The sequence below is a fragment of the Parafrankia colletiae genome (assembly GCF_001854655.1).
Classification (GTDB): domain Bacteria; phylum Actinomycetota; class Actinomycetes; order Frankiales; family Frankiaceae; genus Parafrankia; species Parafrankia colletiae.
In genome coordinates, this window is sequence record NZ_MBLM01000166.1 from 12,732 (window position 1) to 33,799 (window position 21,068).

15 protein-coding genes are annotated in these 21,068 nt (G+C 72.9%); 8 read left to right on the plus strand and 7 right to left on the minus strand.

What is annotated here, in order from left to right:
- Positions 1-52: 52 nt before the first annotated feature.
- The 5 genes from CC117_RS31490 to CC117_RS31510 form a co-directional block, all read right to left on the minus strand.
- Positions 53-829, minus strand: coding sequence for a sulfite exporter TauE/SafE family protein (locus CC117_RS31490; RefSeq protein WP_071091363.1), 777 nt, complete (start codon positions 827-829; stop codon positions 53-55).
- Positions 826-1,416, minus strand: a complete 591-nt coding sequence (locus tag CC117_RS31495; RefSeq protein WP_071091367.1) for a rhodanese-like domain-containing protein — start codon at positions 1,414-1,416, stop codon at positions 826-828. The genes CC117_RS31490 and CC117_RS31495 overlap by 4 nt, the downstream gene beginning before the upstream one ends.
- Positions 1,413-2,840: an MBL fold metallo-hydrolase gene (locus CC117_RS31500; RefSeq protein WP_071091392.1), complete on the minus strand. Its 1,428-nt coding sequence runs from the start codon at positions 2,838-2,840 to the stop codon at positions 1,413-1,415. The genes CC117_RS31495 and CC117_RS31500 overlap by 4 nt, the downstream gene beginning before the upstream one ends.
- A gap of 259 nt (positions 2,841-3,099) precedes the next feature.
- Positions 3,100-3,363, minus strand: a complete 264-nt coding sequence (locus CC117_RS31505; protein WP_198542054.1) for a metal-sensitive transcriptional regulator — start codon at positions 3,361-3,363, stop codon at positions 3,100-3,102.
- Positions 3,364-3,683: 320 nt separating this feature from the next.
- Positions 3,684-4,271, minus strand: a complete 588-nt coding sequence (locus CC117_RS31510) for a DUF4190 domain-containing protein (RefSeq protein ID WP_084133075.1) — start codon at positions 4,269-4,271, stop codon at positions 3,684-3,686.
- A gap of 253 nt (positions 4,272-4,524) precedes the next feature.
- On the opposite strand from CC117_RS31510, the gene drmA reads away from it, so the two are divergent.
- The 6 genes from drmA (at position 4,525) to CC117_RS31540 (ending at position 17,579) form a co-directional block, all read left to right on the plus strand.
- Complete coding sequence (gene drmA, locus CC117_RS31515; protein WP_071091372.1) at positions 4,525-8,571, plus strand: DISARM system helicase DrmA; 4,047 nt, start codon at positions 4,525-4,527, stop codon at positions 8,569-8,571.
- Positions 8,571-10,514, plus strand: coding sequence for a DUF1998 domain-containing protein (drmB, locus tag CC117_RS31520; RefSeq protein ID WP_071091374.1), 1,944 nt, complete (start codon positions 8,571-8,573; stop codon positions 10,512-10,514). Before drmA ends, drmB begins: the two co-directional genes overlap by 1 nt.
- Positions 10,515-10,537: 23 nt before the next feature.
- On the plus strand, positions 10,538-11,410 hold the full coding sequence (gene drmC / locus CC117_RS31525; protein WP_084133076.1) for a DISARM system phospholipase D-like protein DrmC: 873 nt from the start codon (positions 10,538-10,540) through the stop codon (positions 11,408-11,410).
- A 3-nt stretch (positions 11,411-11,413) separates the two neighbouring features.
- Positions 11,414-13,504: an HsdM family class I SAM-dependent methyltransferase gene (locus tag CC117_RS31530; protein WP_071091377.1), complete on the plus strand. Its 2,091-nt coding sequence runs from the start codon at positions 11,414-11,416 to the stop codon at positions 13,502-13,504.
- 99 nt (positions 13,505-13,603) lie between these two features.
- Positions 13,604-15,343, plus strand: coding sequence for a serine/threonine-protein kinase (locus CC117_RS31535; protein WP_084133077.1), 1,740 nt, complete (start codon positions 13,604-13,606; stop codon positions 15,341-15,343).
- A gap of 73 nt (positions 15,344-15,416) precedes the next feature.
- Entirely contained in the window at positions 15,417-17,579 is a 2,163-nt protein-coding gene (locus tag CC117_RS31540; protein ID WP_071091399.1) for a UvrD-helicase domain-containing protein, read from the plus strand.
- Here the strand turns inward: CC117_RS31540 and CC117_RS31545 are convergent.
- Both CC117_RS31545 and CC117_RS31550 read right to left on the minus strand, forming a co-directional pair.
- A complete protein-coding gene (locus CC117_RS31545) occupies positions 17,549-18,049 on the minus strand; it encodes an NUDIX domain-containing protein (RefSeq protein WP_084133078.1) in 501 nt (166 codons plus the stop codon). The genes CC117_RS31540 and CC117_RS31545 overlap by 31 nt on opposite strands.
- A gap of 129 nt (positions 18,050-18,178) precedes the next feature.
- Complete coding sequence (locus tag CC117_RS31550) at positions 18,179-18,751, minus strand: Ig-like domain repeat protein (protein ID WP_157905483.1); 573 nt, start codon at positions 18,749-18,751, stop codon at positions 18,179-18,181.
- Between the two features lie 10 nt (positions 18,752-18,761).
- Between CC117_RS31550 and CC117_RS31555 the strand changes: the two genes are divergently transcribed.
- A complete protein-coding gene (locus CC117_RS31555) occupies positions 18,762-19,037 on the plus strand; it encodes a hypothetical protein (protein ID WP_157905484.1) in 276 nt (91 codons plus the stop codon).
- Between the two features lie 590 nt (positions 19,038-19,627).
- Positions 19,628-20,059 carry a PPOX class F420-dependent oxidoreductase gene (locus CC117_RS31560; protein WP_071091389.1) on the plus strand — a complete coding sequence of 144 codons (432 nt, stop codon included), beginning with the start codon at positions 19,628-19,630 and terminating at the stop codon, positions 20,057-20,059.
- Positions 20,060-21,068: the final 1,009 nt, after the last annotated feature.

The following is a 21,068-nucleotide window of genomic DNA, read 5'->3' on the forward strand; positions in this document are numbered from 1 at the left end:
GATTTGGGAGTGTCCGACTGCCGGCGTATCGGTCGTGGCGGTTGGTGATGGGTCAGCTGGCAGGCGGGTTGACGACGGCCTGGATGACGACGAAGGCCGCGACTGCGAGGACGAGGTAGGCGAAGGATCTGCGTAGCCGCTCGGCAGGCACGTGCGTCGCGAATCGTCCGGCGGCCAGCGAGCCTAGGACCGCGGCGGCGGTGAACGCGGCGGCGATGCGGTAGTCGAGCGTGGTGTCGCCGGCGTGGGCGGCGAACCCGGCGGCGGAGTTGATCACGATGATGACCAGTGAGGTGCCGACCGCGGCGGGCATCGGCAGGCCGAGGAGCAGGACGAGGGCGGGGATGAGGAGGAATCCACCGCCGACGCCGAACAGACCGGTGAGAAAACCGACGGCGATACCGGTGCCGATGGCTTTGGGTAGGCAGCCACGCCAGTTGACGCCGCCGTCGGGTAGGGCGCAGTCGCCGCCGGTCTCGCCGTCGCCGCGCAGCATGCGGAGTGCGGCGGCGACCATGAGGGCGGCGAGGCCGATCAGGACGAGGCGGGGGTCGAGCAGCTGGTTGAGGGCCGCGCCGCCGAACGCCGCCAGTGCTCCGGCTGTGCCGACGATCGCGGCGATGCGCCAGCGGATCTGGCGGGTGCGCAGGCGGGGGAGCAGCGCGGCGGCTGAGGAGATTCCCACGACCAGCAGCGATGTGGGTACGGCGGCTGTCACGGACAGCCCGGCGCCGTAGATCAGTGCGGGGACGGCCAGGATGGAGCCCCCGCCGCCGAGCAGGCCGAGCAGGATCCCGATCGCCGCGCCGAGGCCCAGAGCGGCGATCATGGCCGTGGGCTGGCCAGGGCGGCGATGACGCCGTCGACGTCGAGGCGGGGGCCGCGGTTGTAAGGCAGTCTGGCCAGCAGGCTGCCCATCGCGCAGGTGTTGGACAGGGCGGCGAAGGTCAGCCCGGCGCCGACGGCCGCCGCCGCCCACTTGGCCGCCGGGACCGCCACGCTGGTCAGGACCGCGCCCAGCACGAGGGAGCCGGCGACGAGACGGACCTGCCGTTCGAGGTCCCAGCGGGGAACGCCGCCACGTACGGGGGCGCCGGCAGCCTGCCAGGCGTTGATGCCGCCGTCGAGGATCCGCAGGTTCGGCAGGCCCGCCGTGGCGAGGGCCTGTTCGGCCGCGGCGGCGCGTTGCCCCGAGCGGCAGACGAGCACGACCTGCTCGTCGAGGTGCGCGCGCAGTTCGTCGCGGTGCTCGCGCAGGATGTCGAGCGGCACGTTGTAGGAACCGGGGATGTGCACGGTCTCGAACTCGCCCGGGGTGCGCACGTCGATCAGTCGTGGTGCGCCGGCCGTGGCGATGAGCTGCCGCAGCGTGGCGGCGTCCAGGGTCGCCGGGGCCGCCGGGGTGTGGCTGGTCATGAGGTCTCCTTGCCGGTGACGATGGTCAGGCCCGCGGCGGCGGCGTTGGTGTAGGCGTCGTCGAGGTGCACGACCTGGCGGCCGGCGCGTTGCAGCAGGCTGCTCGCGGCGGCGGCGCGGTAGCCGGAGCCGCAGTGCACCCAGACGGTGCCGGCGGGCACCTCGCCGAGCCGGGCCGGCAGCTCGGGCAGCGGGATGTGCACGGCGCCGTCGAGGTGGCCCGAGCGCCATTCGTTGCCCATCCGCACGTCGAGCACGGCGTCCGGCGCCGGCAGCCCGGGCGGGACGGCGCCGGCGCGGGCGGCGGCGAGGTCGACGAACGCAGCTGTGGTGAGCTCGGCGACGTGATGCTCCTCGCCGCCGGCCCAGCCGTCGGGGCCGCCGGTGGCCGTGGCGGCGGGCCGGTCGATGCCGATGCGGGCGAGTTCGCGCTGGGCGTCGGCGACCTGCTGCCCGCTTTCGCCGAGCAGGGTGATCGGCGCGCCCCAGGGAGCCATCCAGCCCAGCCAGGTGGACATCGGCCCGTCCAGACCGAAGCTCAGTGTCCCGGCGAGGTGCCGGTGCGCGAACGCCTTGCGTGAGCGCAGGTCGATCACCCACTCGCCGGCGCCGATCCGCGCGCGTAGTTCGGCCGGGTCGGCCCGGTGCGCCGGGGTGAGGTCGATCAGCGCGGCCCCGTCGACGTTGCGGGCGCCCATGTGCGCGTAGTAGGCGGGGTAGGCGTCGAGCCCGGCCAGGATCTCGGTGACGAACGCGTCGGTCTCCAGCCGCAGCGCCGGGTTGACCTGTCGTTCCCGGCCGATCGTGGAGGCGGGGGCGTCGGACTGGGTGGCGGAGCAGAAGCTGCCGAACCCGTGGGTGGGCCAGATCTGCGCGCCGTCGGGCAGCAGGTCGGCGAGGCGGCGCACCGTGGCGTGCTGCTGCTCGGCCAGGGTGTGGGCGTGCCGCTGGCCGAGCAGGTCGGTGCGGCCGGTGGTGCCGAACAGCAGCGAACCGCCGGTGAACACCCCCACCGGCCCGTCAGGACCGTCGAGGACATAGGACAGGTGGTGGAACGTGTGCCCGGGGGCGGCGACCACCCGCAGCAGCATCGAGTCCGACACCGCGACCTCGTCGCCGTCGGCGACCGGCAGCCGGTCGAAGCCCACCTCGTCGGCGGCGGCGACCAGATACCGGGCGCCGGTCACCCGGGCCAGCGCGAGACCGCCGGAGACGTAGTCGTTGTGCAGGTGTGTCTCGGCCACATGCGTGATCCGCACCCCGAGACGGCCCGCCAGAGCCAGGATCCGGTCGATGTCGCGCTGCGGATCGACCACGACCGCGACCCGCCCGTCATGCGCCAGGTAGCTGCGGTCACCCAGCGACGAGGTCTCCACGACCTGGACATCGATCCTGACATCGATCTTGACATCAACACCGGTCATCGCCTGCTCGCTCTCGCTCTTGTCGCTCTTGTCGTCGATGTCGGCCCGGCGGGCCGCGTGGTAGTTCATCTGGCCCTGCGTGCCGCGGGGCGGGGCGGCACCTGCCCGTTACCCGCCGACGGCAGCGCGCCCCCATCGGATGGATCCGGCATCGTCGACCTCCCGAAGTCCATATACCCCGGGGGGTATACGCGGGACATGCTGCGGTCCTGCGCATCGACAGGCAGACCTGCCGGTCGGTGGGGTCTGCCCGGTCGGGTCAGGACAAGGCCATGAACAGCTTCTCCAGCTGCTCCTCGGTCAACGGCGGCTGCTCCCCGCGCTCGCGCGCGGCCTGGCACTGGCGCATGCCCGTGGAGATGATCTTAAAGCCCGCCCTGTCCAGCGCTCGGGACACCGCCGCGAGCTGCGTCAGGACCCGCTCGCAGTCGTCACCGTTCTCGATCATGCCGATCACGGCGCCCAGCTGGCCGTGTGCGCGCTTCAGCCGCGTCATCGCGTCGGACAGGACCTGAGCGTTCATCTCCACGGTGCCCCACCTCCATAACCACCATACCCCCCCGGGTATCGGATGCAAGGGGCTTGGCTGGACGTCGGTGCGGGTCCCAGTACCTCCGCGGCCGTCAGCCGGTAGTGGACGAGGACGGGTCGATGCACCGGCCTGATGGTTCTCCGCCTGTGCCATAAGTAGGTGGTGCATCGGCTGAAGCTGGTGGGGCCTGGACTGGTCGAGGAAGGGGAGACGCGGCCGCGCCCGCGTCATCTCACCGCGGGCGCGGCCGTGCAGGCCGAGCGCTTTCTGTCTGGTGCGGCGGCGGCGGTCTCCTGCCGTCGGCCGCGGCTTCAGCCCAGGAACTCCCGGGCGCACCGGTCGATCTCGACCTGGTTGTTGCCGGCGTCGTCCAGGCAGCTCACATAGGTGCGACCCTCCTCCGAGACGAAGAAGGCGATGGAGGCGACCAGGACGATCAGTGCGATCACCACACCGATTGCGCCGGTGATGATGCCGGCCAGTGCCATGCCGCCGTTGTTGGCTTCCTGCCGGTTGACCCGGCCGCGGCCGAGGAAACCGCAGACCAACGCGCCGACGCCGAGCAGGATGCCGCCGATGACGGTCCAGGAGAGCAGGATCGCGACCACGCCGAGGACCAGCGCGGCGACGCCGAGACCGTTGCGGGGCTGGCCGCCGTAGGGGCCGTAGCCGGGTGGCGGGTAGCCCTGGCCGTGGGGTGGCGGGTAGCCCTGGTTGTAGGGCGGGTAACCCTGGTCCGGCCCCGGCGGGTAGCCCTGACCTGCCGGCGGGTACCCCGGGTTCGGTGGGTAGGCGGGGCCGCCTGCCGGCCCCTGGCCGGGCTGGCCGGGGTAGGGCGGGTGGCCCTGGCTGTATCCGCCCTGGTCCGGGCTCGGGGGGAACCCCATGTTGTCGCTCACGTGCCGTCCGGCTCCCCTCGTCGCGCCGTGCTGGTGTCGCTTTCCGGGCGGCGCCCGTCACGGATCCAACCATCTCTGCGCGTCGCGGGTGACACCGCGGAGCGGACTGGCTTCTCCCGAGCCGGCGGCGGGCGTGGGTGGGATGGTGCCCTTACGCGAGCTGGCCTGAATGTGTAGTCTGTGAACTCGGTACACAGTCTTCGGCTTGCGGGTGAGACGCGCCGGCCGGGCTGCTTCGAGGGGGAGATGAGCCGTGGTGACGCAGGATCGTCAGGACGCGCTGTTTCCCGCCGAGAAGGGCGCCTCGCCCACGCTCGCCGGATCGGGGGGTGCGAGCGCGGGCGGCGCCGGTACCGCGGACGCCCTGTCACCCACGGAAATCCTGGACAGGCCGGGGGAGTTCGTCCCCGCGACCTCGTACGAGGTCCGGGATGCGTTCGCCGAACTCGTCCAGCGTGACCTGCTCGGGCCGTGGGACGGGGAGCACGAGGTGTTCCACCCGCGGGCGATGGGGCCCCGGGAGCGCTACCTCGTCGGGATGCTCGGCCCGAAGCCCGCACCGCGCGGGGCCCGCGAGGCGGCGGCGGCCGAATCGGTCGCCGACACCGAGACGGCGGTGCAGGGCGACGCCGACAGCGACCTGCCCGAGGTTCTCACCCCGCAGGCCCGGGGCCGGATCTGGGCGTCCTCGATGGGCCTGTCGTTCGCCGTCCCGGCCAGCGTGACCGGGGCGAGCGGCGCGGCCAGCGCGGCCAGTCCGCCCGGAGCGGACGGTGCGGCGGTCGACGTCGTCGCCGTCACCGCGAGCTGGGGCCGGTACGTCCGGCAGGAGACCGAGGACGACGAGGGGCGCACGCACACCGTCTGGGCCCGCGAGCCGGTCGTGCATGCGAACCGGGAGATTCGCCTGGACGGTTCGCTCGGCGCCGACGCCTTCCGGGTGCCGCTGGTCGGCGATGCCGAGACCGGCGTGTTCCTCGCCGTCGTCCTGCGGGAGCGGCCGGGCCGGCGGATCGTCGAGCTGACACTCGTCAACGGGCAGCCGGAGCCGCCGTCGCGGGCCGACACCGCCTGGCTGTTCCAGGCCACGCTGACCGTCACCGCGCTCGACGGGGAGCGGGCCGTCTTCCTGCCGATCGACGATCCCGAGGACGGCGGCGCGGCCGACCACTCCGACCACGAGGAGCTGCACCTGCGGCTGCTCTACCGGGGGGAGCGGCGCTACGCCAGCGGCCGCAACATCGCCGTGCACCCCTCCGTCCGGCCCGGGGAGCGTCGCGCGCACCGGCTGGAGACGACCTGGCTGCCCAGCTACGACGTCCCGTCGACCATCGCGCCGGCGGGCGCCGGTACGCCGCTGGCGGGTGTGGAGCTGTCGATGGACGCGCTCGCGGCCGCCGACGCGGCGCAGCTGCGACGCGGGCTGACACCGCTCGCCGACGGCTACCACGCCTGGCTCGACGAGCGTGAGAACGAGCAGCTGCCAGGCCTGCCGCCGCGGCTGCGGCCCACCGCACGCATCGCCATCGGCGAGGCGAGGGGAGCGGCCGCCCGCATCCGCGCGGGGATCACCCTGCTCACGGATCCGGCGCGGCCGCACCATGCGCAGGCGCTGGCGGCCTTCCGTTTCGCCAACCAGGCCATGGCGGCGCAGCGCCGGCACACCGCGATCGCCCGGCTCCGCGACGAGCACGGCCTGACCTACGCCGAGGCGAAGGCCCGGGTGGAGGCACAGGGCGCGGCGGCGGCGTCCTGGCGGCCGTTCCAGCTCGGGTTCGTCCTGCTCAACCTGCCGGCGCTGACCGACCCGGCGCACCCGGAGCGGGCCGCCGACGCTGACGCTCTCGTCGACCTGCTGTTCTTTCCCACCGGCGGTGGGAAGACCGAGGCCTACCTAGGGCTGACCGCCTACACCTTCGCGATCCGCCGGCTGCAGGGCACCGTCGGCACCGGGGCCGACGCACGTTCCGGCGAGGCCGGGGTCGCCGTCCTCATGCGCTACACCCTGCGGCTGCTGACCGCCCAGCAGTTCCAGCGGGCGGCCGCCCTCGTCTGCGCCACGGAGGTGCTGCGCCGCGCCGACGAGGCCACCTGGGGGGCGGAACGGTTCCGGATCGGCCTGTGGGTGGGCAGCGGCGTCTCCCCGAACAACTTCAAGGACGCCGCCGACCAGATCAGCCAGGCCCGTGAGGTGGGGGACGGCAAGCGGGCCAACGTCCTGCAGACCCTGAGCTGCCCGTGGTGCGGCACGGTGCTCGCCGCCCACCGCGACGCCCACCCCGACGAGAACCTGCGGCGCGTCCTGCTCTACTGCCCGAACGGCGAGGGTTCCGACGCCTGCCCGTTCTCCCAGCGGCTCGCACCGGGGGAGGGCCTGCCGGTACTCACCGTCGACGAGGAGATCTACCGGTACGCCCCCAGCCTCGTCATCGCCACCGTCGACAAGCTCGCCCAGCTGCCGTGGCGCGGCGAGGCGGGCATCCTGTTCGGCCGGGTGCGCCAGCGCTGCCCGCGGCACGGCTACCGCCACGACGACCTCGACGCGCGGACCGGCTGCGGGTCCAGCCACCAGCGCCGCGGCGACCTGCCGAAGGTGACGAGCGAACCGGTGCGCCGGCTGYGTCCACCCGACCTGATCATCCAGGACGAGCTGCATCTCATCTCCGGCGCGCTCGGCACCACCGTCGGCCTGTTCGAGGCCGCGGTGGACGAACTGTGCTCCTGGCCGCTGCCCTCGGGTGCCGGTGACGGGGGCGCTCCCGCCCTGGCCGGGCCGAAGATCGTCGCCTCCACCGCCACCACCAAGCGGGCGCGGGACCAGGTCCTCGGCGTGTTCGGCCGCCGGCTGGCCGTGTTCCCGCCGCAGGTCGTCGACGTCACCGACACGTTCTTCTCCCGCCAGGTCCCCGTCAGCCCGCAGAACCCCGGGCGGCGCTATCTGGGCATCTGCGCCCACGGCACCCGGATGAAGTCCGCCCAGATCCGGCTCGCCGAGATCCTGCTGCTGGCCGGGCAGACCCTCTTCGACCGGCACGGCGAGGCCGCCGAGCCGTACCAGACACTCGTCGGCTACTTCAACGCCACCCGCGAGCTCGCCGGCATGCGCCGCTACCTCGACGACGATGTCACCACCCGGGTACGCACCCACGGCACGCGCAAGGGGCTGTCGAACCGGCTCGGCCCCAGCGCGGCGATGCTCACCATCAGCGAGCTGACCTCCCGGGTCTCCTCCGCCGACATCAGCGACGTCCTGAAGCGCCTGGAGATCGCGTTCGACGCCGAGCTGGACACCTCCGTCCGGCGCCAGGCGATCGCCGACACCTGGCGGGAGACGCTCAGCATCCGGGACAGCCGCACCAGGGAACGGCCCCCCGCACATCCGGTCGCCGAACAGTGGCGAGCCAGGGAGGCCCGCCGGCCGGTCGACGTCGTCCTGGCGACGTCGATGCTGCAGGTCGGTGTCGACGTCTCCCGGTTCGGGCTGATGGCCGTCGTCGGGCAGCCGAAGAACACCGCCGAGTACATCCAGGCGTCCTCCCGGGTCGGCCGGGACGCGGCGCGCCCCGGGCTCGTCGTCACCCTCTACAACTGGGCGCGGCCCCGCGATCTCGCCCACTACGAGGACTTCGGGCCCTACCACGCCAGCTTCTACCGGCAGGTCGAGGCGCTGTCGGTCACCCCGTTCACCCGGCGCTCGCTCGACCGCACGGCCACCGGCGCGTTCGTCGCCGCGCTGCGCCACCTCGACGACGCGAACACCCGCAACATCGACGCGCACGACGTCGACCTCACCGGCCCCGTCGCCACCCGGCTGATCGGCCGGCTGCTGGCCCGGGCGGAGGCCGTCGCCGGCCCGCGCGGTGCCGAGTACCTCGGCGAACGGCTCCGCGAACTCGTCGACCGCTGGCAGCTGATGCGCACCGGCCCGGCCCGGCTCGGCTACACCGAGCGCGGCGGCGGCGCGGGCGCGGGCCAGCAACGACTCACCGGCCTGCTGGAACCGGCCGGCCACGGCCGCTGGGAGGTCCTCACCGTCGCCCAGTCGATGCGCGAGACCGAACATGAGATCAGCCTCCTCGTCCCCGCCGGCGAGGAGCTCTACAACCACAACCTCGTCGATCCGCCGTGGAGTTTCGGCACCCCGGCCAGCCCCGCCGCTCCCGCCGCTCCCGCCGCTCCCGCCGCCCCGGCCGCCGCCGGCGGGCCCGACCCGGACGACGAGGACGCGCCGGTCGGCGACGAGCTCGGGGAGACCCGGCTGCCCGGCCCGGCCCGGCCCCGGCAGAGGAGAGGTGCCTGATGCGCGGGCGACACCACCGGCGCGTCGGCGACGTCCGGCCGAGCCATCTGATGTTCACCAGCGGGGTCGGCGCCCTCGTCGACCTCCCCAGCTTCTCCACGCTGGTCCGCGGGCTCGACGACTGGGACTACCGCAACGTCCCCGACTACGAGCCGATCGCCGAGCCCCGGCTGCTTGCCGCCGTGCGCCACGTGTTCGACCGCAACGTCACCGAGCTGCGGCCGGCGCCCTGGTCGGACACCGGCGTCAGCGGCCCCGGGGGCCGGGGCGCTCCGGCCACCCCGATCGGCGTCCCGACGGTGCCGTTCCCCAACTGGCTGCGCTGCACCGCCTGCAACGAGCTCGACCTGATCTCCTCCCCGGCCTTCGCCTTCGAGAACCAGTGGCAGTTCCGTCCCCAGGACGCGCGCTTCTTCCACGGAGAATGCCCCCGCAAGCGGTCGGGCCGGCGGCCGTTGGCCGTGGCCGCCCGCTTCGTCCTCGCCTGCACCGCCGGCCACCTCGACGACTTCCCCTACGTGGCGTTCGTCCACCGCGGCGGCGGGTGCGCGAAGGCCAGTCACCCGCGGCTGCGGATGGAGGACCGTGGCGGGAACCTCGGTGCCAACGTCGAGATCCGGTGCGTGAACTGCGACCAGCGGCGCAACATCCGTGAGGCGACGGGCCGGCGCGGCACCGAGAACCTGCCCCGCTGCCGCGGCCGGCACCCGCACCTGGGCACGTTCGTGGACGGCGGCTGCCACGCCGATGCCCGCCTGCTCGTGGTCGGGGCCTCCAACCAGTGGTTCGCCCAGGGCCTGTCCGTGCTCTCCGTTCCCCGCACCGGCGCCAGTGAGCTGGCCAACAAGGTCGAACAGAACTGGTCCGTGTTCGATCCGATGATCAACGAGTACATCCTCGCCTACACCCGCTCCCAGCCCGGTGTGGTCCAGCGCGAGTTCGCCCGCTGGACCGACGCCGAGGTCTGGGCCGCCGTCGAGCGGCATCGGACGGCGCTGACCACCGCGCCCGGCGACGGCACCGACTCCGGGGACGAACACGGCTACCCGGATCTGCGGACCCCCGAGTGGGAGATCTTCTCCGCGTCGGTGCTGCCCGACGCCACCGACGACTTCGCGCTGCGCCGCGACCCGGACGGCGTGCCGCCCCGGCTGACCCGCTTCTACGCGGACGTCGTGCAGGCCGAACGACTGCGCGAGGTCCGGGCGCTGACCGGCTTCACCCGCCTCGACGCACCCGACCCGGACGACCCGGAGCTCGTCGTGCGGGCACCGCTGACCCGCGGGCCGGCCACCTGGGTGCCGGCCACCGAGGTTCGCGGCGAGGGCATCTTCCTGCGGGTGTCCGAGGAGATCCTCGGGCCGTGGGAGGCACGGGTCACCGACACCACGGAGATGCGCGAGCACCGCGACGCCTACAGCCGCTTCCGCGTGAACCGGTACTCGGACCGCCTCGCTGGCGCCGTCGAGTTCGACCCCATGCGCGGCTGGCCCGGCGTGCGCTTCCTGGCGCTGCACTCGCTGTCCCACCTGCTGATCCGCACCATCGCCCTGGAATGCGGGTACAGCTCGGCCAGCCTGAGTGAACGGATCTACGCCGGCACCGACGACGACCCGCGTGACGGCATCCTCATCTACACCGCCGTGCCCGACGCCGAGGGCACCCTCGGCGGGCTGGTGTCACTGGCCGAACCCGACCAGCTGCTGCGGCTCACCCGCCGGGCGCTGGCCGACGCCCGGCACTGCTCCTCCGACCCGCTGTGCGCCGAACGCCTTCCGGCCGCCCCCGCCGACTTCCTGCACGGCGCCGCCTGCCACGTCTGCCTGTTCGTCTCCGAGACGACCTGCGAACGCGGCAACCGGTTCCTCGACCGGCGCTTCGTCGTCCCCCTCGGCGACGGCCCGGAGCATCGCGACCTCGCCCTCTTCCCCGAGCTCCCGTGACGTGGTGACGTGGTGACCCGGTGATGGACGTGGGTGACGCAGGCATGGTGGGGTCCGACCACGAGCCCGGCGGTCTGTTCGCCGCGACCGTCGAGGCGGCGGTGAGCGCACTGGGTCCGTCCCGGCTCAGAACACTCGCGGACGAACTCGTCGACCGGGCCGGGACGCAACCTGCGCTGCCCCGGGAGGCCGTGGCGGGGGCCGGGTGGGACGACGCACTGGTCGCGACGGTCGCCGGCCCCGCGGCGCGCGACACCGTCCGGGCGGTGCTGCGCGCTCGCCGTGCCGAGGGCGTTCCCCCGGCCGAGGCGGCCGCCTACCTGCGCGGGGTCAGCGCCGGGTATGCGCGACGGGCCACCGAGACCCGGGTGGAGTCGGTGTGGAGCGGGCCGGGCAGCAGCTCGGTGCCGGTGCGGGCGACCGCCCGGGTACTGGTCGACCTGGTCGCCGAGGCCACCACGGAACTGATGCTCGCCACCTACGCGGCACGTCCCTACCCGCCGCTGCTGGCCGCGCTCGGCGCCGCGACGGCGCGAGGGGTCGCGGTCAGCGTCGTCGTCGAGACCCTGCAGGGGGCCGGCGGCGGGCTGGCGGGCAGCGAGCCGGCAGCCGCGTTCGCCGGGGTGCGCGGGGTCGAACTGTGGCACTGGCCCACCGCCCGCCGCGGTCATCCCGGTGCGCGCATGCATGCCAAGATCGCTGTCGCGGACCGGCGGGCGCTGCTGGTGTCGAGTRCCAACCTCACCTCCACGGGCGTCGAGGAGAACATCGAAGCCGGCCTGCTCGTCCGCGGCGGGGCACCACCGCGCCGGGCCGCGGAGCATCTCGCCGCGCTGCGGACCAGCGGCGTGCTCACCCGCCTGCCCGTCGGCGYCGAGCGGGCGGACGGAGGCTGAACGATGCCCGATCGGAACGCTCCCGCCCCGACCACCGCCACGGTCACCGCGTCGGACATCGCGCGCATCGCCGGCGTCGGGCGGGCGGCCGTCAGTAACTGGAGGCGTCGGTTCGACGACTTCCCGACCCCGGTCGCCGGCACCTCCAGCAGCCCGCTGTTCGCGCTCGCCGCGGTGGAGACCTGGTTCGACCGGCATGACCGCCCGTTCCACGTCGAGGCCGGCGACCGGGTGTGGCAGCAGATCCGCGGCACCGTCGACGACCCGCACCTGGGCGAACTCGTCGGACACCTCGGCGGCTTCCTGCTCTACCGCCAGCGCGAGCGGGAGGCGGCGGACGCAACGCTCGGTGAGCCCGACGACGTCGCCGCCCGCCTGCTGGGGCCCGCCATCGACCAGGCCGCGTCCGAGCTGTGGCCCCGGTCGCCCGGTGCCGCTCCCTCCTCCGGATGGGAGGCGAGCTGGGTGCCGGTCGCCCGGACCGCCGCCACCGCCGCCGACCAGGCCGGGTATCCCGCTCTCTTCGAGGTCCTGCGTCAGCGCTATCGCGAGGTGTACTCCCGGCAGGTCGGCGGGCCCCCGGCCGCAGTCGCGGACCTCATGGTCCGGCTCGCGGGTGTGCGGCGCGGCGCCGAAGAGCTCACCGTTCTCGACCCGGCCTGCGGGGTCGGCGGCCTGCTCGACGCGGCGCGGGCTGCCGGCGCGGGCCGGCTGCTCGGCCAGGACGTCGACCCGACAGCGGCGCGGATCACCGCCGCGGGCCTGCTGCTCCACGGTGCCGACGCCCGGATCGCCGCGGCGGACTCCCTGCTCGCGGATGCCTTCACCGGGGAACAGGCCGACGTCGTGCTGTGCGCGCCTCCCTCCGGTCAGCGCTTCTGGGGACACGAGGACCTGCTCGGGTCGCCCTGGTGGCGCTACGGCGTCCCACCCCGCGGCGAACCGGAACTGGCCTGGCTGCAGCACTGCCTCGCGCACGGCCGGCCCGGTGCCGCGGTGCTCCTCGTCCTGCCGGCAGCCGCCGCCTCCCGCCCCGCCGGGCGGCGGATCAGGGCGAACCTGCTGCGCGCCGGGGCGCTGCGTGCCGTGCTCGAACTGCCGCCCGACGTGTTCGGCGCCGGTTCCACACCCGACCTCTGGGTGCTGCGGGTGCCCGACGGCCGGCCACCCGACCCCTGGGTACTCATGGGCCTGGCCGGCGCGGACCTGCGCACGGTCAGCGCGGAACCACCACCCGGATACCGGCGAGTTCCCGTCGCCGACCTGCTCGACGACCAGGTCGACCTCAGCCCGCGCCCGCGCGTCGCCGTGCTTCCGGCAGACGGTGCCGAGCGCGGTTTTCCGGCGGTGCGCGAGAAACTCCGGACGGCATTGTCCTCACTGTCCGCGCTCACGGCGAGTATGGCGCCGCCGGCCCTTTCGGTTTCTGCCGGTGATCCCACTTCTGCCGAGGCATCGGCAGCCTTCCCCGAAACGGGCAGGGTAGCCCCGTCCGCCTGGAACACGGTGGGTGAGCTGACGAAAGAAGGGGCGCTGGCAATGCTGACGGCGTCCCTGCAGACCAGAGCCGACGGCGGTGATCTGCCGATGTTCACCGCTGGTGATGTGCGGCACGACCGCGGCCCGACCGGACGGACAGGTGACCGTGCCGGAATGCTGCGGCTTCAGGCCGGCGACGTGGTCTGCGTGACGACGGACGGCGGCATCGCGGCGACGGTGATCGAGGAGGCCGGCGCCGTGCTCGGACCGAAGGTCGCGCTCCTGCGCGTCGACCCCGACCGCCTCGATCCTCATTTCCTGGCCGGAAGTCTGCGGGCCGCGGGCTACCGGCCGGCCGCGGCGCCCGGCCGAGGCGACGATGACCCGGATCGCGGCCGCCCGGCCGGGACGCTGTCACTGCCGGACCTGCGGCGGATCCCGATACCCGCGCTGGAGCTCGCCGACCAGCGGGAACTGGCGGCGGACTTCCACCGGCTCGGACAGCTGGAGAAGGCGGTGCGCCAGGTCGCCGAACTGGGCGCCGAGATCATCCAGATCGGATACCTCGGTGCGGTCGACAGCCGGCGCAGGCCCGGAGACCGCACCCGGTCCTGACAATTCCAGGTCCGGGAGCCGGGATTTTTACCGACTGACGTATCATTTCGGGTCGTCCGACAGGGGCAGCTGCACGGGGGTGTGATGGCAGGTCGCTGGATGATCGACCGGAGATATGAGCTGGAGTCCCTGCCGCTCGCCAGAGGCGGAATGGGTGAGGTCTGGGTCGGTCGTGACGTGAAACTCGACCGGGAGATCGCGGTCAAGTTCGTCCGATTTCCGGACGGCCGGCCCGACGAGGAACTTGTTCGTCGTTTCATCCGGGAGTCGCGCATCACCGCCCGGCTGGTACATCCGGGGGTGCCCGCGGTCTATGACGCCGGAACGCACGACGGTCGCCCCTATCTGGTCATGCAGCGGGTGCACGGCATCAGCGTCGCCGATCTCGTCGCCGAGCAGGGAGCACTGCCCGTCGGGTGGGCGGCCGCCATCGCGGCGCAGGCCGCCTCGGTGCTGGCCGTCGCGCACCGGGCGTCCCTGGTCCACCGTGATCTCAAGCCGGGCAACCTGATGCTGGAGCCGGACGGCACCGTCAAGGTCCTCGACTTCGGCCTCGCGGTCGCACTCGACCGCACCGACCTGTCGAGAATCACCGTGACCGGGCAGCATCTCGGCAGCCCCGCCTACATGGCCCCGGAGCAGGTGCTCGCCGGCATCAGCGCACCGGCCACCGACCTGTACGCACTGGGCGCCACCCTGTTCGAGATGCTGACCGGCGGCCGGGTCTTCGCCGGTTCGTCGTCCTACTCGGTGATGCACCAGCAGGTCGAGGAGGTCCCGGTGCGGGTCAGCGCCCTGCGCGCCGACGTTCCCGCCGACCTCGACGAACTGGTCGCCGACCTGCTGCGCAAGGTGCCGGAGGAACGGCCGGCCAGCGCCGAGGCCGTGTACGAGGCCCTGACCGACTGGGCGGACGACCTGGCCGCGCTCCCCGGCTTCGTCGACCCCGCCGCGGACAACACCGTGCGGATGTACAGCAGGATCACTGCCCGCGTGCACCCGCCCGCTACTGCCCCGCCCGCTACTGCCCCGCCCGCCACCACGTCGCCCGTAACGGCCCCGCCCGCCACTGCGTCGCCCGCCACTGCGTCGCCGGTGACGGCCAGCAGGTCGACCGGAGGCGGGGCGGCGCCGGACCCGGCGCGTTCCGGCCGGCAGACATCCAGCGGCACACAGTCGGGGCGGCCGGTCGCCGGGTCGGAGCCAGGACGTCCGGTCGCGGGGAAAGGGCCCGGGCCGCGGCCGCCGGCCGACGGTGGCATCGACCAGGCCGAACTTCGCCAGGTCCGGGACGAGGCCCGCTCCCTCGCCCGATCCTCCCGTCACAGCCAGGCCGCCGCGATCCTGGCCGAGGCGGTCGACCGGGCCGGCCGGGCGCTGGGCGCCGACAACGCCGATGTGCTCTCGCTGCGCCTCGAGCTCGCCGAGCTGATGTTCGAGGGAGGTGACTTCCGCCGGGCCGTCGACGAGTACGCGGGGCTCGTCACCGATCTCACCCACCGGGATGGTCGCGACAGCGAACGGCTGCTGCTCGCACGCCTGCGGGAGGCGACCTGCCGGGCTCTGATCGGTGACACGGCACGGGCACTGGAACAGCTCGGCGCGCTGCTGACCGACGAGACCCGGGCGTTCGGCGCGGACGACCCGCGGGTCCTGGAACTGCGCCGCCAGATCGGCCTGCTGCAGCTGGGCGCCGGTCAGCGGGCGGCCGCCGCGCAGACCCTCGCTGCGCTGCTGGCCGACCTGCAGCGGGTCTGGGGGCCGGACCATCCCCTGGTGCCCGTGGTCCGCGAGCTGCTCGCAGGTGCCGACGGCGCGGCGGTGGGCAGCCAGACCTGACACGGAGCTCACGCACGTCGGGGCTCACGAACTCCGGGGCTTCGAACTCCGGGGACACGGTGGGAGGGACGACATGGCGCGACTGGGGATCGACAAGGACTTCCTGCTCGGCTTCGCGGCGTTGGAGWAGCAGGTACAGAACCGGGTGCTCGACGTCTTCGCCAGGTTCGAGGCGGCCACCCACACCGGCCTGCACCTGGAGAAGATCGGCAACGCCCGGGACGACCGGTTCCGATCGATCCGCATCGACAGGTTCTGGCGTGGCATCGTCCTCGCACCGGACAGCGGCGACACCTACACACTGCTGAAGGTGCTCCCGCACGACGACGCCTACGCCTGGGCCCAGCGCCGGCGTGCCTCCGTCAACGCCGCGACCGGCCGCATCGAGATCCGTGACGTGGTCGCGATCGACGCCACGCTCCCGGCCCTGGCCGCGGTGGCGGAGCAGGTTCCGGCCCGGCTGTTCACCGACATCGCGGACAAGGACCTGCGCCGCCTCGGCATCGACGAACAGACACTCGCCTTCGCCCGCGTGCTCACCGACGTCCGACAGCTTGAGATGGCGCGCGGTTTCCTTCCGCCCAACCAGTGGGACGCGCTGTTCGGCCTGGCCGCGGGGCTGACCCCGGAAGAGGTGTGGGCGGAGATCGGCGCGGTGTCTGATGCGGAGCGGGCCTCCATCGACGCCGACGACGTGGCGGCCGCGGTCGAACGCAGCTCTGACCGGGTCGTCCTCGTCGACGGGCCGGACGAGCTGCTCGAGGTGTTCCGGCACCCGTTCGCCCTGTGGCGGGTGTACCTGCACCCGACCCAGCGCCGCCTCGCGCAGGCCAGGTTCCGCGGCCCCGCCCGGGTGACCGGTGGGCCGGGGACAGGCAAGACCGTCGTCGCGCTGCACCGGGCGCACCACCTCGCCGCGCAGGGCACCGGCCAGGTGCTCCTGACGACCTTCACCTCGACGATGGCCGCCTCCCTCGCCACCGACCTCGACCTGCTGGTGCCCGACCCGAGACTGCGGGAACGCGTCACCGTCGCGACCGTCAACAAGATCGCGTACGAGATCTTCCGGACCGGGCACCCGCAGCCGGCCATCCTGACCGACACCGAGGAACGCGCGGTGTGGCGCACGGTTGTCCACACCCTCGCCCTTCCCTACTCCGAGACGTTCCTGTCGGAGGAGTGGCGGCAGGTCATCCTCGCCCAGGAGATCACCACCGAGCACACCTACCAGCAGGCGCGCCGGGCCGGCCGGAGCCGCCCGCTCGGGCCACGCCAGCGGGCCCAGGTGTGGGCCGCCTGGCAGCAGTTCGACCGAGAACTGCGGGTATCCCGTCGATGGACCCACGAGATGATCTGCGTCGAGGCCGCGCGCATCCTCGAACGGACGCCGCAGCGTCCCTACCGGCATGCCGTGATCGACGAGGCACAGGACCTGAGCCCGGTGCAGTGGCGCCTCCTGCGCGCGGCGGTCGAACCGGGCACGGACGACATCTTCGTGGCCGGCGACGCCCACCAGCGCATCTACAACAACCGGGTCAGCCTGCGCGAACTCGGCATCCCGGTGGTCGGCCGATCCACCCGGCTCACGGTGAACTACCGGACGACCGCGGAGATCCTCGCCTGGAGCCTCGGCATGCTCCGCGGCGAACCCATCGACGACATCGACGGCGGCCTCGACTCGGCGGCCGGCTGCCGCTCGGAGATCCACGGCCTCACGCCCCGCCTGCGCGCCGCCGCCACCTGGGCCGACGAGATGCGGGACGCCGCCGAGCAGGTGCGCGCCTGGCAGCGTGCCGGCATCGCCCTGGACGAGATCGGCGTGGCCGTGCGCTCCAGGACGCTCGCCGAGTCGCTGCTGCCCGCCCTGCACCGGCTCGGCATCCCTGCCCGGCTCCTGTCCCGGCCGACGGAGAGACCCGCACAGGCCGCACCCACGGAACCGGCGGTCGCTGTCGGCACCATGCACCGCATGAAGGGTCTCGAGTTCCGCTGCGTGGCCGTCGTCGGTGTCACCGACGGACACGTCCCGGCCCCGGGAGCGGTCACGCCAGCCGCCGAGGACGACGTCGCGCACGCCAGAGACGTCCAGCGTGAGCGCTGCCTGCTCTTCGTGGCCTGCACCAGAGCGCGGGAGGAACTGTTCGTCTCCTGGCACGGGGGCCAGAGCCCGTTCCTCACCCCCCTCCTCCCCGATCCGCGGCAACGTCAGCCCGGCAACACGCCGTCCTCCAGGTAGACCGTCGTGCCGGCCGCCCGCGCCGCCAGGCAGGCGGCGACCCGGCGGGCCAGCAGAGGCGCCATGAGGTCGGGCAGCTGGTCGGCCGCGGCGAACGACCAGGCGGCCAGCTCGTCGGCGGGCAGCCGGATGCGGCCGGCCTCCTCCCGTGTGAGCCGGCCGCCGTCGAACACCACGATCAGCCCCTCGGTGCGCTGCGGCGAGGGCGGCACCCAGTCCACCGCCAGCAGCCGGCCCGGCGCCCGGTCCAGGCCCAGCTCCTCCGCGAGTTCGCGCCGGGCCGCCGCGAGCGGGGCCTCGTCCTGCTCGACGACACCGCCCGGCAGATCCCACCCAGGCCGATAGGTCGGACGGACCAGCAGCACCCGGCCGTCGTCTTTGTCGTCGACGATGACGGACGCCGCCGCCATGCGTTTACGGGGGAGACCGCGTCGCCATTCCAGCGCGGACGAGTCAGCGGTCGTCTCCACAGGAACCACCGTAATAGCAAGTGCGACACTGCGCCCCGCAGACACCGCCCGTCACCCGCCGGCCCGTCCAGCGCCTCCGTGGGTCCGCCGCTCCCCGTTCTCGAAATGCTCAGGCGGACGTCGGCATGCTCAGGTGGCTGCCTGCTCCGGCGTCTCCCCGCCAGCCGGACTGCCATCCGGCAGTGAGTACGGAATGGCGGGTACGGCGGTCCAGGTGTTCGGCAGGAAGGTGCCGTCGCCCAGGTACTCGACGTACATCACGAGCGCGGACGGCGTGTTGCCCGACGGGAAGGACGCCGTCAACGTGACGATGGCGCTGCCGGTTCCGTCCAGGGTCGCCGTTGCCTGGTCGGGCCAGAATCCGTGGGAGAGACGCACCGTCCCGGACGGTGTCCCGGTCGCCCCGTTGATCGGGACGACCTTCACCCGCACGGTGAACGGCTCCCCTGCCACGATCCGCTCGGGCGGGGTGACCTCGAGCCGGCCGTTCTGGATGGTCGTCCCGCCGCTGAAGCCGAACGGCTGGTAGAACTCGTTGCCGCTGTAGGCGGCCGTCATCCGGTGTACTCCGGGTGCGAGGCTGACCGTCCAGGTGGCGGTGCCCTGGCCCGCGCCGGGTGCCAGCGTCACGGTGTGGCGGATGCTGTCGTCGACGACGATGTCGACCGTCCCCGACAGAGTGGGACGGCTCGGGCCGACCATGCTGAGCGCGATGCTGACGGTGACCGGCTCACCCTCCCGTCTCTGGACCGGCGTGATCATTCCCATCGGGCGCAGGCGTTCGTCTCCCGGCGTGGGCTCCGCCGCGGTGGACGTCGGTGTGGTGGGTGTCGAGGTGGGGCCACCGCTCGGCGTCGGCTGCGGGCCGCCGTCCGTCGGGGTGACGGTGACGGACGGCGTGGTCGGACTGGGAGCGGCCGGAGTCGTCGCGGCCGGCGGCGCGCTCGTCGGCGCCGAACCGCCACCCGGGCCGCCCGACACCGGCTGACAGGCACTCAGCGCGAGCCCGCTGAGTCCGGCGGCGATGATCCCGATACAGCCTCGCCCGAACCGGCGAGGACCGGACGGGCGTGACCACGACATGTGTTGTGTGACCGGTTCGGCCTGCTGAGGGAACGACCCTGGGGAGAACACCTGCACCAGCACCCTTTCTCCGTTCCAGGAATTCTGGAAGTTCCTGGTCAGCGACGCCGCGAACGGCGGCCTCCGGTTATCGGCGGCGATCCGCGCGACAGGATCGGAAGCCCTGCAGAGTAGTGGTCGGTACGTTCGGGCCAGACAGACGGGTCGGATGCAGCCTGAGCGGTTGGTCCGCTGGAGCGGAAAGCTCCACCGGACGCATGAGCGATCCAAAACGGAATCCCAGAAATCACGTGCTCGGTCGCCTGGGCCACAATGCCGTACGGTTCGGTTGTCGTCTTCCGGCCGGGCTCGGCCGGCTCGTCGAACAACGCCGGCATCGCTTGCGGCCCCTCCGCCGGTCCGCGACCTGCTCGATGACCGCCAGCAGACCCATCGGCGAGAACACGGACCCGCATCCTTGACCTTCACACCGGTGTGAAGGTCGATGATGCTGCCATGACCGCCGCACCGTTCAACCCACGGACGCTGCTCGCCGAAAGCCGCCTCGGTGTCCTCGCCACCATCAAGTCCGACGGCCGCCCCCAGCTCTCGCCCGTCACGCCCTTCTACGACCCGGACGCCGGAGTCATCCTCATCTCGACACGGGAGGGCCTGGCCAAGACGGCGAACCTGCGCCGCGACCCACGAGCCACCCTGGAGGTCACCAGCCCTGACGGCCGGGCCTGGGCCACCGCCGAGGGCACGGCCACCCTGACCGGGCCGGGCGGCGATCCCCACGGACCCGAGGTCGAGGCCCTGGTGCAGTACTACCGTGCCGCGGCCGGCGAGCACCCGAACTGGGACGAGTACCGCGCCGTGATGATCTCCGATCGCAGGGTGCTCGTCACAGTGACAGTCGACCACGTGTACGGAACCAGACTCGGCTGACCATCGTGGACGCCGTGCTCGTCCTCCATCGACGACATCTACATCGGCGCGGGGGTGTCGCCCAGATCTTCGCGATGCCGGACTATCCCGCGGGCAGGACCATCGCGGTCGTCGAGGGCCTCAGCGAGGCCCGCGGCGGGCCCGCCCCGTCCTCCACACGCCGTTCTGGTCGCGATGATGACCGTCCACCAGGGCAGTGCTTTGGCCGGCCCGACCTCGTGTACAGCGGGTCGCATCGCGGGTGGGGGTAGCCGGGGCAGGGCGGTGCCGGATCGGAGATCCAGGCGTTCGCCAGGGCGGTCTGCAGCCCGTCGGCGAGGTCGACCTCGAGCTCGGCCGGGGGCGTCGCAGGGACAACGTGGAGCGAGCCGGGTCGGGCTGGCCTGATGTGTCGGCAGGCTGGTGACCAGGTAGATGACCTCGGTCTCGGCGGGCCCGTCGGCGAGCGGCTGACGTCGGCGGGTGATCTGTAGCGCCTGCACGGCGTGCGGGAAGAGCAGCCCGGCGCGGACCTCGGTGGCTTTCACGGTGCGCTGCTCGCGGCGGGCTGTGGCCACGCTCGACAGTGCGCGCGGTGGTTGTCACCTGGCGCCAGGGCAGGGCTGCGAGCTGGGCATACAGCGTGGGCTGGTTCGCTTTGACCGCCAGCACGTAGTGCGCCCCGCGGCCGCGGGCACGGCACCTCGGGTCGATCATGATGGCGTAGGAACCTCCATGATCTTCAGGTGTCGTGCCCGCACCCATGAGACCCCCGGCCGCGCGCCCGTCTCTCCACACAGCCCCACCAGGAACCCCAGGCCTGACTCATCGCCTACGCGTCAGCAAACTTGCCGGGACCCTGGGCGCGGACCCCCCGAGGTAAGCGGCTCTCAGACAGTGCGGTACCGTAGGRAACAGTGGCAGTCGCCGGCCAAGCCGGAGCGATTTGACACAACCCCGAATGCCTCTGTAACTTAACCGAGTCGCCACAGCCGGGGCCGAAAGGCCGGAACGGATAAGGCGAAAGCCG

Excerpts from the sequence above, each read along its gene's own strand:
- CC117_RS31550 (WP_157905483.1), bottom strand. The coding sequence starts at position 18,751 with ATGGTCGGCCCGAGCCGTCCCACTCTGTCGGGGACGGTCGACATCGTC.
- drmB (WP_071091374.1), top strand. The coding sequence starts at position 8,571 with ATGCGCGGGCGACACCACCGGCGCGTCGGCGACGTCCGGCCGAGCCAT.
- CC117_RS31560 (WP_071091389.1), top strand. The coding sequence starts at position 19,628 with ATGACCGCCGCACCGTTCAACCCACGGACGCTGCTCGCCGAAAGCCGC.
- CC117_RS31535 (WP_084133077.1), top strand. The coding sequence starts at position 13,604 with ATGATCGACCGGAGATATGAGCTGGAGTCCCTGCCGCTCGCCAGAGGC.
- CC117_RS31555 (WP_157905484.1), top strand. The coding sequence starts at position 18,762 with ATGCTGACGGTGACCGGCTCACCCTCCCGTCTCTGGACCGGCGTGATC.
- CC117_RS31490 (WP_071091363.1), bottom strand. The coding sequence starts at position 829 with ATGATCGCCGCTCTGGGCCTCGGCGCGGCGATCGGGATCCTGCTCGGC.
- CC117_RS31495 (WP_071091367.1), bottom strand. The coding sequence starts at position 1,416 with ATGACCAGCCACACCCCGGCGGCCCCGGCGACCCTGGACGCCGCCACG.
- CC117_RS31505 (WP_198542054.1), bottom strand. The coding sequence starts at position 3,363 with ATGAACGCTCAGGTCCTGTCCGACGCGATGACGCGGCTGAAGCGCGCA.
- CC117_RS31530 (WP_071091377.1), top strand. The coding sequence starts at position 11,414 with ATGCCCGATCGGAACGCTCCCGCCCCGACCACCGCCACGGTCACCGCG.
- CC117_RS31500 (WP_071091392.1), bottom strand. The coding sequence starts at position 2,840 with ATGACCGGTGTTGATGTCAAGATCGATGTCAGGATCGATGTCCAGGTC.